Below are 14,951 nucleotides of genomic sequence, written 5' to 3' on the forward strand. Positions count from 1 at the left end.
AAGATGGCTCGCCGTAACAACCACGAACTCGCCTTTGCCGCCCTGTCCATCGAAGGCGCGCTGCTCGCACCGGACTTCCTCAACAAGGTCGCCCACCTGGACGCGAAGTCCGACCAGAACGAAACCGACTACGACATCCCCCGCGGTCTCAAGCTGCGCGACGAAGTCGGTCGCTACTGGAAGATTGCCCAGAACCTCTGGCAGGATTTTTCTGTCCGGCGCGAACGGTCGGACGTGGACAGCCACGCGGTCACGGTGCGCGATTTCCTCGAACCCTTCTGCCGCCAGGTGCTGGGCTTTGCAGACATGCGCCCGGTGGGGCAAGTGACCCTGGATGAGCGCATCTTTCCAATTGGCTTTGCAGCCGGCGAGGGCAGGGTACCGCTGGTTTTCGCCGCCCACGACCAGGGGCTGGACAAACCCAGCACCCGCCATGGCGATGGCGTGCGCCGCCGCTCGCCCTTCCTGCTCGCCCAGGAATATCTAAACGCCAGCAGCGACTGCCTGTGGGCCGTGGTCAGCAACGGCCTCAAGCTGCGCATCCTGCGCGACAACCCCAGCCTCACCCGCCCGGCCTACATCGAGGCCGACCTGGAAGCCATCTTAAATGAGGGCCTCTACCCGGATTTCACCGCCCTGTGGCTGCTCGCCCATGCCTCGCGCTTCGGCAAGGTCGGCGCCGAGCCCGCCGACTGCGCCCTGGAGCGCTGGCGCAACACCGCGCAGGAAGACGGCATCCGCGCCCGCGACCGCCTGCGGGTAGGCGTTACCGAAGCCCTGCGCGCGCTTGGCACCGGTTTCCTCGCCCACAAGGACAACGCCGAGCTGCGCCGCCGCATCGAGGCCGGCGAACTCAGCACCCAAGCCTATTTCGAGCAACTGCTGCGCCTCATCTACCGCTTCATCTTCCTCGCCACCATCGAAGACCGCGAACTCGTCTTCGCCCCGGACGCCACCCCGGAAGCCCGCGAACGCTACTTGTCCGGCTACAGCCTGACCCGCCTGCGTCAGCTCGCCGCCCGCCGTCGCAGTTACGACCGCCACGCCGACCTGTGGCAGGTACTCACCATCACCTTCGCTGGCCTGGGCCGCGGTCAGCCGGCGCTGGGCCTGCCCGCCCTCGGCGGGCTTTTCGAAGCCGCCCAATGCCCGGACCTGGACTGCGCCCGCCTGGAAAACCAGGCCCTGCTGTCTGCCCTCTTCAGCCTGTGCTTCTTCCGCGATGGGGCGGCGCTCTCGCGGGTGAACTATCGCGACATGGACTCCGAAGAGCTCGGCAGCGTGTATGAGAGCCTGCTGGAGCTCGTACCCCAGGTCACACTCACCGGCGGCGCGCGCCGTTTCGGCTTCGTCGGCGACGAGGAAGAGGGCAGTACCAAAGGCAACGCCCGCAAGCTCACCGGCTCCTACTACACCCCGGACAGCCTGGTGCAGGAACTCATCAAGAGCGCCCTGGAGCCGGTCATCGCCCGCACCTTGGCGGAGAACCCGCAGGAGCCGGTCCAGGCCCTGCTGGCACTCACCGTCTGCGACCCGGCCTGCGGCTCCGGCCACTTCCTGCTCGCAGCCGCCCGCCGCATCGCCGATGAAGTCGCCCTGCTGCGCGCCCCGGAAGGCAACCCCAGCCAGCAGGACTTCCGCCATGCCCTGCGCGACGTGGTGGCCCACTGCATCTACGGCGTGGACAAGAACCCCATGGCGGTGGAACTCGCCCGCACCGCCCTCTGGCTGGAAGCCTACACCCCCGACCGGCCGCTCACCTTCCTCGATGCCCACCTGCGCTGCGGCGATGCCCTGCTCGGCGTGCTGGATGAAGCCATCCTGCAAGACGGCATCCCGGACAAAGCCTTCAATGCACTTTCCGGCGACGACAAGGAGGTGGTCAAGCGCATCAAGAAGGCCAACCGTGACGCGCTGAAGAGCATCGTCAAGGCGAAGGAGAGATCCCGCCAGATGCTGAGCCTGGACCTGGACGAAAACGTCGACGCCGCCAGCTTCGAGGCCCTGCCGGACGATACGCTGGAAGCTCTGCAGGCCAAGCGCGCCGCCCATGCGGCGCTGGAAGCAAGCATTGCTGCCTCCAAAGCCCGGCTGGCGGCGGATATTTTTGTAGCCGCCTTCGTGCTGCCCAAGACCGTGGAGACGGAAGCCCGCATGCCGACCAGTCAGGACCTGTGGTTAGTGCTGAACGGCGATGCCCCGCGCCCCGGCATCGCCGAGTCGGCCCATGCGGCCGCCCAGTCCGCGCAAGCCTTCCACTGGTGGCAGGCGTTTCCTCAGGTCAAGGCCCGGGGTGGCTTCGATGTGCTGCTGGGAAATCCGCCGTGGGAGGTCTCGCAATTCACTGATGAAGAGTACTTCGGCGCGACTTTGCCCTCCATTTCTGGAATGCGTTCTGACCACAGAAAGCGAGCGATTTCTGAACTGAGGGTGGGGAATCCCAGGCTTTGGTCGGCATATCAGAAGGCCCGCCGCTTTCAAGAGTCCTTAAATGTCTTCTTCAAGGAGTCAGGTAGATACCCTAAAGCAGGCATCGGTCGGAGTAATCTTTTCGGCCTCTTTGTGGAGTCTATTGCGCACCTGATGGATGCTAAAGGGCGCTCTGGCTTTATCGTCCCTACCGGATTTGCAACTGACGACAGTAGCAAATTTCTATTCGAGAGTATTATCGAGCGCAAGCTTCTTGTAAGTTTGTTTGACTTTGAGAATCGGGATGGGATTTTCCAAGAGGTCCATCGGAGCTATAAGTTTAGTCTCGTGACGCTAGGGAGTTCTGAAGCAACAGAGCTTGCCTGTTTCGCAACGCGTGTTTCCGATTTGGCTGACGGCAGAAGACGTTTTGTTTTGAGGGCACAGGATTTTTCCCTGATTAATCCTAATACTATGAATTTGCCTGTTTTTAGAACGCAGCGAGATTCAGAGCTGACAATGGCCATCTATCGTAAATGGCCAGTTTTGTCGAATAAAAACTCTCTGGAGAATCCTTGGTGCATTGATATAAAAAGAATATTCAATATGGGTGTTCCGGAGGTTGCTGCTCTTTGCTCGAATAGCCCGGGAAGCTCGAGGGTTCGAATGTTTGAAGCGAAAATGTTTCACCAGTACGATCATCGCTGGTTTGGCTATGGTGCGGGATCTGATGATAGAGGTAAGACTGACCCATCCTTTCTTGTTGCTGGTCGGTATTATATTGACAGGTCTGTCGTTGAGTCAGAGTTGCACGGGCGCGATGGATCCAGGCAGTGGCTGCTTGCGTGGCGGGACGTCTGTCGCTCGACCGATGAGCGAACTGTAATTGCTTCTGTCATCCCAAGGGTTGCAACCGACTTCACCATCCGTGTCGGTTTTCTTAATCACGGTGCGGAGTTCTCGGCTTGCTTTCTCGCAAACTTGAATTCACTGGTGCTTGACTTCATTGCGAGGCAGAAGATTGGCTCAATACATCTGTCGGATTACATAACGTACCAGCTCCCGTTTATTTCGCGTTCTGCATATGGTGAGGGTGAAATAGCATTTATTCTCCCCCGCGTCCTCGAACTCACCTACACCGCTCACGACCTGAAGCCCTGGGCGGCAGACCTCGGCTACGACGGTCCGCCTTTCCCCTGGAACGTTGAGCGCCGCGCCCAACTGCGCGCCGAACTCGACGCCTACTATGCCCGTCTCTACGGCCTGACCCGCGACGAACTCCGCTACATCCTCGACCCCGCCGACGTCATGGGCGAGGACTACCCCAGCGAGACTTTCCGGGTGCTCAAGAACAATGAGTTGCGCGAGTTCGGCGAGTACCGCACGCGGCGACTGGTTTTGGCGGCGTGGGATGCAATGGAACAGGACTGGGCGGGGCGGACAGCTGCATGACTATCGTTCGTGATAAATATCGGGTTCTGGCCCCGCGAGCGAGCTTGCTACACGATGTGGTGGTGCTCGCGCAGGCGTGGAAGAAGTCTCACACATACATCCGCCGACACAACTGGTACGCCGATACCCTTGAGCTGGATTGTTCGGCATTCGACCTGGACTCGAAACTGGGGCAATGGTCGAATGAGCTAAAAGATGGGGGTTATCGTCCGAACCCAGCCTGGTTGGTTCCTTCCCCAAAGAATGGCGCATGGGGATTCGGTGCCGAGTTCTCTGGCGGCTGGGGAGCTGCGCCGACCAAAGATGGTGGTCGTCCCGTTCTTCGCCCACTCGCCCACCTTGGCATCCGCGAGCAGACTGTTTCCACCGCTGCGATGCTGTGTCTTGCAGATTGCATCGAAAGCGCACAGGGGAACACGACCTTGTCAGCTGAGGAAGCCCTCTCCGCCGGGGTGTTCAGTTACGGCAACAGGCTCTACTGCAGATGGTCGGATGACAACCGGCGAGCCCACTTCTCTTGGGGCAACGCAACGTCCTACAGTCGATACTTCCAAGACTACCAACAGTTCGTTGAGCGCCCAAATGTACTGGCGCGCAAGGCTGAAAGCGAGCATCGCGATGCTGCCGTCTTCATCGTCAAGTTGGACCTCAGCGCCTTCTATGACAACGTAGATTTAGGCTTGTTGGTCGACAAGCTCAAGAAAACCTATTCCAGCTATCGTCGACGCCATCCGGATGTTCCGGCTGCGGACACTCGGTTTTGGCGCTTGCTGAGGAGAATTCTAAGCTTTACGTGGAGAGAAGCAGACCGTGACCTGCAGGGACTCTTCCGAGACTCTGTTCTTCCTGCTGGTTTGCCTCAAGGACTTCTGGCCAGCGGGTTTCTGGCGAATGCCTACATGCTGGAGTTCGATGAAGCAGTGGGGGCGATTGCCAGTGCGGGTGGCTCCGTTGGTGAACATGAACCCGTAACAGTTCACGATTACTGCCGGTACGTTGATGACCTGCGTCTGGTCGTCTCAGTGAGAGACTGGCCAACTCCTGAAGCATTGATTCGGGAGGTCATCCCCCAATGGGTCCAAGCTCAACTGGAAGCGACGACTGGCGCGGGGCGTCTCCGTATCAATCCGGAAAAGACCGAGGTTGAGCCATACCGGGCTGTGGGCGGCGACGCAGGGACCGCTGCACGCATGAAACTGCTTCAACATCAGTTGAGTGGGCCCTTCGATGTGGTCGCGCTGCAACAGGTCGAGGCTGGGTTGAATGGCCTTCTTGCCTTGGCGGAGCTCGGCGCGGCAACTGCGAGTTCGCCGGGCGACTCCGCTGCATCACCTCTCTTGGAGTCCGTGGCGCGACCCAAGCTGGAAGTCCGGGACGACACGCTGACTCGGTTCTCGGCGTATCGCCTGACAAGGTCCCTCCGCATGCGTCGGAGCATGACCAACCTTGCGGAAGCATTGCCGGAGGGCGGAACGGCGAAGGATGCGTTGCTTCATGACTTCGAGGTAACCGCGCGCCGGTTGGTTGCCGCTTGGTCGGTCAATCCTTCTCTTGTTCAGGTATTGCGGTATGCGATGGACCTTTTCCCCAGCCCCACGTTGTTGGAGCCGGTCATTGAGGGCATCACGAGCAAACTAAACCAGCAAGACGTACCGGAGGACGAAGAGCGGGTCGTCTACTACGTGCTTGCTGAACTGTTCAAGGCAGGGGCGACGGAAACGGGTAGGAGGGCTTCCCGTGATGCTGCGTTCGAAATCGGCGATGCTCAGGCTTATCGGGCTACCCTTGTTCGTCTAGCGCGGAGGCTTCTTGAGACCGGTTCGAGAGTGCCTTGGTACGTCAACCAACAGGCTGCACTGTTGCTGGCCTCGTCTGGCATCCCGATGGATGAGCTGCCCTCCATATGCGAGTTGTGCTTTCATCGTGCGCTCAACGACTACGTGGCGGGAGAAAGCCGCTGTCGAGAATTGCCCGCGCGCGATGAGGTCGCTGTTTCATTGGTCGGGTTTCAGCTTGCGCCGGACCACAAACGCTACGTTGCTTGGTTCCGAAATTTTTCAAGAGACCGCCCACGGCTGCAGGTGGCTGAAGCAGTTCGGCTGATAGGGCATGCTGACCACGACCTCCTCGCAGCACTTGTGCGGAGCGGAAGACGCCGTTCTGTGCCTGAATACCTCCGGGCTTATCTCGACTCCCGCCGGTCATCCTCTTCAACTCAACTTGATACGGATACATGGATTCCGTTCCTCAAGGTTATTACACATCCGTGTGCGGTCTTTTCCGAAGAGAACGCTCTCCTGCAACTCGCAAGGCAGCTGACCAGTTTGCCGAAGGCTGCTCTGAAGAATCCCCATAAGCTAACGCCGGCAAGCCTCCGTGTGTGTTGCAGTGATTGGGACAGGCTCAAGGACCCAAGAGAAGATGTGCTGCGACTCGAATGGTTGGATACGTCTAATCCTGACCCGGCTTACGAAACACCAGCGTGGTGTGCGAAAGGTCAGGGGTGGATGTACGCCTTTGGGAGACTCCTGAGGGCCGCAGCGACAGGGCAGCCGGACTTCACCGCACGAAACTGGCTCCTTAGCGAGGATGCGGCGGGTTGGTATCGTGGCATCCGGAGTACTTGGCAAAGTCGGCGGACAGGCATGCTCCACACTTCGACCGCGCTGGTAGGGACGACCTCTGCCATCACGCCTTGGTTTTCCGCTCTATTGCTGGAACTGCTAAGGTGGCCAGGCATAGCGGAGGTGAATGGAGCGAGTCTCTTCTCTGACCGTGACAGTGTCGAGAGCTTCGCAAGCTTGGTTTCGGCGCGATTAGAGGTGCAGTCGGAAATCTACGGTCGCAGTTCAGATATTCCAGTTTATCGATACCCTGTCGAATGGCCGCTCCGGGATAACCGTTGCCTGAGAGTCGTTCAAGTGCAGGGTCTAATGCCCGCGAGTTCGGATTTCGGAGATGGGCTTGAGGGGCTCAGCGTTGCAGCCTACCGGGAGCGTCATCGTAATCACACTGCGACGCTATTGCATCTCGCGTACCGTCACATCCAAGCCCGCGATGCGGTTTTGGGGCCTCAAACCAGTCCACGAGTTGATTTGGTCATCTTTCCTGAGTTTGCAGTCCATGTCGATGACCAAGACATCATGCGTGCATTCTCGGATGCCACGGGGGCGATGTTGTTCTATGGCCTAGTGGGTGCGACGACCGCTGGAACAGCGGGCACTGTCAATGCTGCTCGATGGCTTGTTCCGCAAAGGCGTGGTGGGAGGCGTTCATGGGTCGAGGTAGACCAAGGGAAGTGGCATCTCACAGAGGAGGAGGGCTATTTGGGCGTGTCTCCATGGAGGCCGCATCAGGTGGTTATCGAGTTACAGAGCCAAAGGGAACGACCATATCGAATCTCTGGCGCGATTTGTTACGACGCTACCGACCTTGCGCTAGCCGCGGACCTGCGGGACGAAACGCATATGTTTGTCGTCGCGGCGATGAACAAGGACGTGAAAACCTTCGACAGCATGGTCTCGGCACTTCGTTATCACATGTACCAGCACGTACTTATTGCGAACTGTGGCGAATATGGTGGCTCGACGGCCCAGGCGCCGTATGACATCGAACACAAGCGATTGATTGCTCACTCTCATGGGGGCAATCAACTTGTGATTGCGGTGTTCGATGTCGAGATGGATGACTTTGGTCCCGCGCTAAGGGCTGCAGTTTCGCCAGTAACGGTAATGAAGCGGGTGAAGGAGAGAATTGGCAAGACGCCGCCGGCAGGGTTAGGTCGGCGCCCTTGACATAGCGCTTGGTGTTCTGGTTTCAAGGAGAGGCAATTGGCTGGCAACTCTTGGTTGGCGTTGATGTCGGGGCGCCGGATAGGTCGTCTCGACGAAAGTGTTGAGTTCTGTGGGCCTCGCTCCCCCTTTCAACGTGATTATGACCGAATTCTTTTCTCATCTGCGTTTCGGCGAATGCAGGACAAGACGCAAGTGTTTCCTTTGGCAAAGAACGATTATGTTCGTACACGATTAACGCACAGCCTGGAAGTTTCATCTGTTGGGCGTTCTCTCGGTGTGATGGTCGGTGATGTGCTGCTAAAGAAGTATTCGGAACTGAATTCTGCGGGGCTGCAAGTTTCCGATTTCGGGACCATTGTGGCTGCTGCTTGCCTATCGCACGATATTGGCAATCCACCCTTCGGGCACGCCGGAGAGTCAGCCATCCAGGATTGGTTCCGGTCGCCCGATGTTGACGGGAGGTACGTGTCGGGGCGAGGCATGCAGGATGCTCGTCAAGAGGACCTGAAGTCATTCGAAGGGAATGCGCAGGGATTTAGAATTCTTACGCGCCTTCAGTTCCCAAGCCAGGTTGGAGGTATGCAGCTTTCTGCTGCGGTGCTCGGAGCGTTTGCAAAGTACCCGCGCAGGTCAGTTGTCGACTTGCCGGGGACTGGCGGCATCAGCGGTAAGAAGTTCGGTTTCTTTTATGCGGACGAAGAGAGTTTTCGCCAGGTTGCCGAAGTTCTGGAACTGCCTGAAAAGGCCGACGGCGCTTGGTATCGGCACCCACTTGCGTTCCTGATGGAAGCTGCAGACGATATTTGCTATCGAATCATGGATGTCGAAGATGGCTTCCGAACGGGGTGCTTACATTTCGATGAGGTGCGGTGTTTATTTGAAGGCGTACTCGACGAACCATCTCTCCGCCGTTTGGATGACATTCCTTCCAACAAGCACAAGGTGGAGTACCTGAGAGCCAAGGCGATTGACCTTGCTATTCGGGAAGTCGTGGCGGTATTCCTTGAGCGCGAGGAAGCCATGTTGACGGGTGAGTTCGACGACGACCTCATGAGTCACGTCGCCCACGCAGCTGAGTTTCGTGCGTTCAAAGACCTCGCTCGCGAAAAGGTCTACTCGGCTCGCGCCGTCGTTGAAGTCGAGGCGTGCGGATACAAAGTCCTGGGAGGGCTGCTTGATGCATTCTTGGCGGCCATAGACGACTATGCATCAGGGGGTGGGAAGAAAGCATCTCCCAAATCGAAGACGATGCTCAGGTTGCTTCCAGAGGGGAGCTATAGAGAGGACTTGGATTTCTACGAACGCGCCTTGGTTGCCAGCGATGCGGTTTCTGGGATGACCGACTCGTTCGCCTTGATGATGTATCAGAGGATTCACGGCATAAGCCTGCCGTGACTGATTGTATGTGGTACGTGAGCGGCTCCCCGAGAGTGTGGGCTCTGGGTGGTCGATTTGGTGAAAATGGCATAGGACAACGAACCGGCGACAAAGGACTGGGAGTACGAGATGGAGACCGTAAGCGAATGAACGAACGCCTGTTCAAGGAAGTGAACTACACGCTCAGCGTGCTGCTGAATGAAATCAAGCTTGGCGTCATCGGTCTGCCGGACATCCAGCGGCCGTTCGTGTGGCCGAACGCCAAGGTCCGTGACCTGTTCGACTCGATGTACAAGGGCTACCCGGTCGGGTATTTCCTGTTCTGGCAGACGGGGGCGGAGGAGGTTGGTACCAAGGGCATCGGCCAGGGTGAGAAGCAGAAGGCGCCGTCCCTGCTCATCGTCGACGGCCAGCAGCGCCTGACCTCGCTGTACGCGGTGGTGATGAGGGAGCCCGTCCTGCGTGACAACTTCGAGCACGAGTACATCCGGATTGCGTTCAATCCCTTGAAAGGCGAGTTTGCAGTGCCGGATGCCACCACCGAGAAGCAGCCGGAGTTCATCGCTGATATCTCCGAAGTGTTTGCGCGGCCTTCGCACAAGACCATCAACGAATACGTCAAGCGTCTTCGGAATGCGCGCGAGGCGACCGGGGGCTCTCTGAGCGATGAAGAGGAGGAGCGAGTGGCCGATGCCATCGGTCGCTTGGTGGGTTTGAGCGGCTTCCCCTTTGTCGCCCTGGAGCTCACCCAGGCCGCCAACGAAGAGCAGGTGGCCGACGTCTTCGTGCGCATCAACAGCGAGGGCAAGAAGCTCAACCAGTCGGACTTCATTCTCACGCTGATGTCGGTGCATTGGGACGAAGGGCGCACCGACCTGGAGCGTTTCAGCGTGGCGACGCGCAAGCCGCTCGCCGGAAACGGGCCCAACCCGCTGAACCCCATCTTTCAGCCCGAGCCCGACCAACTGCTGCGGGTCGATGTCGGCGTGGCTTTCCGGCGCGGCCGGCTTGAGCACGTGTATTCGATTCTGCGCGGCAAGGATCTGCGCACCGGCGAGTTCTGCCCGCTGCGACGTGCAGAGCAGTTCGAGCGCCTGAAGGCGGCGCAGGCGAAGGTGCTGAGCCTCACCCACTGGGCCGATTTCCTTAACGTGGTGCGTGCGGCGGGCTATCGGCACCTGCGCTATGTGAGTTCGGAGGGCGCGCTCATCTTCGCGTACCAGCTCTACCTCATCGGCCGGACTGAATTCGGCGTGGAGCCTTTTGCGCTGAAGCAGGCGGTGGCCCGGTGGCTGTTCATGTCGCTGCTGACCGGGCGGTATACGAGCTCGCCCGAGTCCCAGTACGAAACCGACCTGAAGTTGTTGCCCGAAGGCAACGACCCCAAGGCTTTCGTGCGGGCGCTGAGCGAGGTGGAGGCGGCTACGCTGACGGACGACTACTGGGCCAAGTCGCTGCCATTGGCGCTGGCCACCTCGGCGGCGCGGGGTCCCAGCCTGTTCGCCTACTACGCCGCGCTGGTGTTGTGCGAGGCAAAAGCGCTGTTCTCCAAAGGCAAGGTTGCCGATCTGCTCGACCCGCCGGCCATCGGCAACAAGAAACCGCTGGAGCGCCACCACCTGTTTCCGAAGCGCTACCTGCACAAGATCGGCGTCAAGGAGCTGCGGGACACCAACCAGATTGCCAACTATGCGCTGGTGGAATGGGACGACAACATTGCCATCTCCGACATCCCGCCCAAGGAGTACTGGCCCAAGTACGCGGCCCGGTTCTCCTCGGATGAGCTCAAGGCCATGATGCACTGGCATGCCTTACCAGAGGGGTGGCAGGAGATGGACTACCAGAGCTTCCTGGTTGCCCGGCGGCCGATGATTGCGCAGGTCATCAAGCAGGGCTATCAGAAGTTGGTCGGGACGGAGGCTTGATGGCAGCCATCCTCGGGTCTCCTGCTCAGGAAGGCTCGGCAGAGCTCTCTCTTGAGCAGACGCGTGTTGCAAAGGCAGCGGCGGATGCGGGGTTCGACCTGACGCCCGAGCAGCAGGGAAGCTGGACACTCTTCCGTTCGACTGCCTTTCCCGCTTGGGTGGGGCTGGCCGTGCAGGAGCCCGGGATCTACAGCCTCGGCTTGTCTGATGCAGCGGTTGGGCAGCGGCTTGGCGTTGAGCTTGGGTTGGAACCGTCTGCGGAGCCGGGGCCCTGGGCGCTGCGGTTTGATGGGGTGGAGGGGTACCTGCGGCTGCACCGCATCCTGCTGCGGGTCGCCGCCGTTTCGCGCGTCGTTCACCAGGAGGGACTGAGGGCGTTCGTCGCGGCGACTCGAACGCCTCCGAGCGGCACGGAAGCCGTCCGCGAGGTCGTTCAGCGCGTCGGTCAGGACATCTTCCGGCGGTCGCTGATTGAATACTGGGGCGGGCGGTGCGCCGTGACGGGCCTGGATGTGGTCGAGGTGCTGCGCGCATCGCACATCAAACCGTGGGCGGACTGCGAGAACGATGCCGAGCGCCTGGATGTGTTCAACGGCCTGTTGCTGGCACCGCACCTGGATGCCCTGTTCGACAGGGGCCTGGTGACCTTCTCCGATGCGGGGCAACTGTTGCGTTCTCCGCAGTTGAGTGACCGCCAATGGGGACTGCTTGGGATGGGCGGAGTGGAGGCGCGGGCGGAATCACTTGCCGACGGTCATCGGGAGTACTTGCGGTGGCACCGGTCCAGAGTGTTCCGGGGTGGCGCTGGCTGCGGTTGATCTGAGTAACGCGTGGAGGCAGGCACGAGCGGCCTTGCAGAATGCACCGGTTTCAGCGGCAGTGTTAGACGCAACGCCAACGCCTGCTCGCATTGCGGGCGGCTGTTGGCGCCGGAGCTGTGCTTGTGCTGCTGCGCGGCCTGACGATCCCCGTCTTTGACACAAACGAGTCCGGCCGAACGTTATTTCTCGTTATGGGCTTGCTGGCCCTCTCATCGTGCAAGGGATGTGGCGTCGCGTTTCATGACGTCATCGACCGCGCTACATGTAACGCCCAAATTCCAACTTTTCCCTACTCTCTCATGGGGTTCGCTTACCCTTCGGTGCATTTCCGTTCAAAGCAGCCCGTGCCTTCCCCTCGACGCTCACCGGTCCGGTGCTCAGCCCGCCGTGAAACTTGCAGCGCCCGTTCGCATAAATCACGGTGTGCTTGCAAGGTGCTCCCGCTCTGGTTCGCGCGCCACACGTCAGGTTAAGCAGATCATCCGGTATGGGCGGATAGGCCGGTGGCGGGTACTGGTAGCCGCGCTTTCGCCATTCCTCGGCAATGCGTTCGCGCTCAATGTGGTGCGCGCGCCACCGTCGGCGACGGTCGCGCTCGGGATCCTTCTTGGCTTCGGTGGTCATGGTCTTACGCTCCTTGCACTGCCGCCTGGTACTGCAACACGTGTCCGGATCCTCCTCGCGCCCCCATGGGCCGCCCCCTCGGGTTGCTGCGCTGGCCCTTTTCCCAGCCACTCTTCTTCGAGTCGGTCACGTTGTTTCTCCCAGTGCAAGAACAGGGCATTGGCCCGTCATCCGTCCATCATTCGACATTCGCAAACGCGCCTTTTCTCGCTCGAGCTTGCGGTGTTTGCGGCGGCCGGATAGTGTGGTTTGGGAGCCTTACGCATTGAGCCCTTGACCTCTGGCAGACGCCCAATCGAAGACGATCAACTGACCGCCGTCCTCGCGCAGGCGATCGAAAATGCGCTCCCCGAGATAGCCCTTGATCGCGTCGGGCGCGAGATTCGAGAGCATCAACGTCGGCTGGCGCTGTTCGTATCGATCGTTCAACACATCGAACAGGATCAGCTTCTCGGCATCGCTACCGAACTGCATCCCGACTTCGTCGAGAATCAGGAGGTCCGGAAATGTGAGCGCACTTACGGCTTGCGCCTCGGTCTCTTCGGCTGCCTTGCCCCACGTGTCCTTGATGCGACGGATTGCCCTGAGCGTGGTGGTGAAAAGCGCCGTTCGGCCAGCGGCCATGATCTGCAACGCGATGCCGACCGCGAGGTGCGTCTTGCCGGTCCCAGGTCTGCCGACGAACAGCGCACTGCGGCCAGTCTTGAGAACGTGCTCGAAGTCGTCGGCATACTGACGTGCGAACGCCAAGGCGCGGTGCTGTCCGTCGGTGGTTGCCTGGTAGCTGTCGAGCGTACGGGTCGTGAAGCGCTCAGGAATGCCGGCATTCCCGAGCCGTTGTTGCCACGCGCGAACGCGCCGCGTCTCTTCGTCCTTCAGCTCCGCCTCGCGCCTCGCTTGCTCGTATTCCTCGGAACAGCGCGGGCACTTGCTCCAGAGCGCGCCGGCAAACTGCTTGCTCACGTAGTCGCCGTGCTTGTCGCACCGCGCGGTGCGAGTCTTCCTCTCTGCATTCAGTTGATCGGAAAAGGTCTGCATTTCGTAGTCCTCAGATCGGGCCGCCTTGGCCGTAGTCGACCGAGGCAAAGTTTTCGGGGGAGGGGGTTGGGCGCGGAGCAGTGCGGTTGCCGCCCTTGCAGTGCCAATCCGCGCGGAAGGTCTGCCAGCCGCGAGCGCAGCAGATCTGCAGGACCTCGTCGAGGCTGATGCCAGCCTTGCCCGCCTCGCGCGTGATGTCCGCAACGACTGTCTTGGTCACCGGTGCGCGCTTGGCCTTGCGGAGAGCAAGGAAGTCATCTGCGGTCTGCTGATCAGCACCGAGGGCGAGAAGGTGCTGGCGCGGGTCGAATTTCGCCTTTGCCGAACCGGATTGCAGCGGTCCTTGTGTGGGCGTGTTTACATGGTTTGTTCTGGTGGTCTGTTCTTTGCGTGTTGCCCATTCGGCAACGGGTGGGGTTGCCGAGTGGGCAACCGTTGAAGTTGCCGAAGGGGCAACCGTTGCCGAATAGGCAACCGTTCCGGAGCCCTCCAGATCGGGCACGGTGATGGTGTAGCGGGTCGCCTTGGAGTGGCCGCCTTTGCCGTCCTTACGCAACCACCCTAGGCGTTCCAGGGAACTGGTCGCGGTCGAGATGTTGCAGACGTTCATGCCGCACCGCTCGGCGATCTGTTTGCGGGACGGCCACACCGTATCGGTGGTCTTCGCGCGGAAGGAGAGCAGCACGCCAAGCACACGGACCTGTTCCAAGGTCAGCCGCTTGTCGCGCCAGACTTCGATCGGGACGATACTGAAAATTTTCATGTTCACCGGTCAGCTCCGAACGCCCGCCCGAGCTGCCTCGACGAAGCGGCGGCCACGCTCGCCGGCCTGCTCGATCGTCAAGCGCGGCAGGCTGTACTCGGCAATGCACGCGTTGCGCCCGTCGCGGGTCGGAACGATGATGTCGCGGGTTTCCACCGGAAAGCCGGCCTGGCGCAGCCGCAGGACATGGTGCGCGGCGCGGCTCGAACCATGCCGATTCCAGACATCCATGTGCGTGATGTGCAGGCCGTCCAGCAGATCGGCAAGAACTCGACCCTTGACCGAGGTCGGTCGCGGGTACGAGAATTGGCCCTGAGTGGTTTCAGCAGTGCCGACTTCGCCCGCCTGGCCGCGGGCGTTGTCCAGAGACGCCGGCCTTTCTGCGAAGGTCGGCGTTTTCATTTCACCACCTCACCGCGGGCCAGGGCGTCGATTTCGTTCGCGGGCCATGCAAGGAAGCGGTTGGCACGCTTGATCGGGTGCACGCCCATGTACGCGCCGTCACGGCAGAGCGCAACGCGCAGCGTGTTCGGACGAATGTGGAGGATGGCGGCAGCCTGCTCGGTCGAGTAGGTGCTTTCCGGGGTGAGCGGCGCATCATTGCGCCAGGTCGTCTGGATGGTGTTCGTTTGCATCCGCTGGTTCTCCTTTCGGAAAACCAACGTTCGCGCCTCGCGGGATTGGTTGGCTGCGGAACGTTGGCGGATACAACCGTATTTACTGGACTGTGTGCGCTCTAAACGATCGT

The 14,951-nt window shown here is 60.3% G+C and carries 10 protein-coding genes; 5 read left to right on the forward strand and 5 right to left on the reverse strand.

Features of this window, described 5'->3' with window-relative positions:
• Positions 1-3 precede the first annotated feature (3 nt).
• The 5 genes from IAI53_RS01305 to IAI53_RS01325 all read left to right on the forward strand — a co-directional run bounded on the left by IAI53_RS01305 (position 4) and on the right by IAI53_RS01325 (position 11,775).
• A complete protein-coding gene (locus IAI53_RS01305; protein ID WP_187716364.1) occupies positions 4-3,861 on the forward strand; it encodes an Eco57I restriction-modification methylase domain-containing protein in 3,858 nt (1,285 codons plus the stop codon).
• Positions 3,858-7,655 carry an RNA-directed DNA polymerase gene (locus tag IAI53_RS01310; protein ID WP_187716365.1) on the forward strand — a complete coding sequence of 1,266 codons (3,798 nt, stop codon included), beginning with the start codon at positions 3,858-3,860 and terminating at the stop codon, positions 7,653-7,655. The genes IAI53_RS01305 and IAI53_RS01310 overlap by 4 nt, the downstream gene beginning before the upstream one ends.
• A 60-nt stretch (positions 7,656-7,715) precedes the next feature.
• Positions 7,716-9,050, forward strand: coding sequence for a deoxyguanosinetriphosphate triphosphohydrolase (locus tag IAI53_RS01315; RefSeq protein ID WP_262407732.1), 1,335 nt, complete (start codon positions 7,716-7,718; stop codon positions 9,048-9,050).
• Positions 9,051-9,178: 128 nt separating this feature from the next.
• Entirely contained in the window at positions 9,179-10,957 is a 1,779-nt protein-coding gene (locus IAI53_RS01320) for a GmrSD restriction endonuclease domain-containing protein (protein WP_187716366.1), read from the forward strand.
• Positions 10,957-11,775 carry an HNH endonuclease gene (locus IAI53_RS01325; RefSeq protein ID WP_187716367.1) on the forward strand — a complete coding sequence of 273 codons (819 nt, stop codon included), beginning with the start codon at positions 10,957-10,959 and terminating at the stop codon, positions 11,773-11,775. Before IAI53_RS01320 ends, IAI53_RS01325 begins: the two co-directional genes overlap by 1 nt.
• 300 nt (positions 11,776-12,075) lie before the next feature.
• Here IAI53_RS01325 and IAI53_RS01330 read toward each other — a convergent pair whose 3' ends face one another.
• The 5 genes from IAI53_RS01330 to IAI53_RS01350 all read right to left on the reverse strand — a co-directional run bounded on the left by IAI53_RS01330 (position 12,076) and on the right by IAI53_RS01350 (position 14,838).
• Positions 12,076-12,402: an HGGxSTG domain-containing protein gene (locus IAI53_RS01330; RefSeq protein ID WP_187718015.1), complete on the reverse strand. Its 327-nt coding sequence runs from the start codon at positions 12,400-12,402 to the stop codon at positions 12,076-12,078.
• 258 nt (positions 12,403-12,660) lie between these two features.
• Complete coding sequence (locus IAI53_RS01335; RefSeq protein WP_187716368.1) at positions 12,661-13,440, reverse strand: ATP-binding protein; 780 nt, start codon at positions 13,438-13,440, stop codon at positions 12,661-12,663.
• Positions 13,441-13,450: 10 nt separating this feature from the next.
• Positions 13,451-14,203 (reverse strand): helix-turn-helix domain-containing protein, encoded by a 753-nt coding sequence (locus IAI53_RS01340; RefSeq protein WP_225433231.1) that lies wholly within the window; start codon positions 14,201-14,203, stop codon positions 13,451-13,453.
• Between the two features lie 9 nt (positions 14,204-14,212).
• On the reverse strand, positions 14,213-14,605 hold the full coding sequence (locus IAI53_RS01345; RefSeq protein WP_187716370.1) for a helix-turn-helix domain-containing protein: 393 nt from the start codon (positions 14,603-14,605) through the stop codon (positions 14,213-14,215).
• Entirely contained in the window at positions 14,602-14,838 is a 237-nt protein-coding gene (locus tag IAI53_RS01350) for a hypothetical protein (protein WP_187716371.1), read from the reverse strand. Before IAI53_RS01350 ends, IAI53_RS01345 begins: the two co-directional genes overlap by 4 nt.
• Positions 14,839-14,951: the final 113 nt, after the last annotated feature.

The sequence above is a fragment of the Thauera sedimentorum genome, from assembly GCF_014489115.1.
In the GTDB taxonomy this organism is placed as follows: domain Bacteria; phylum Pseudomonadota; class Gammaproteobacteria; order Burkholderiales; family Rhodocyclaceae; genus Pseudothauera; species Pseudothauera sedimentorum.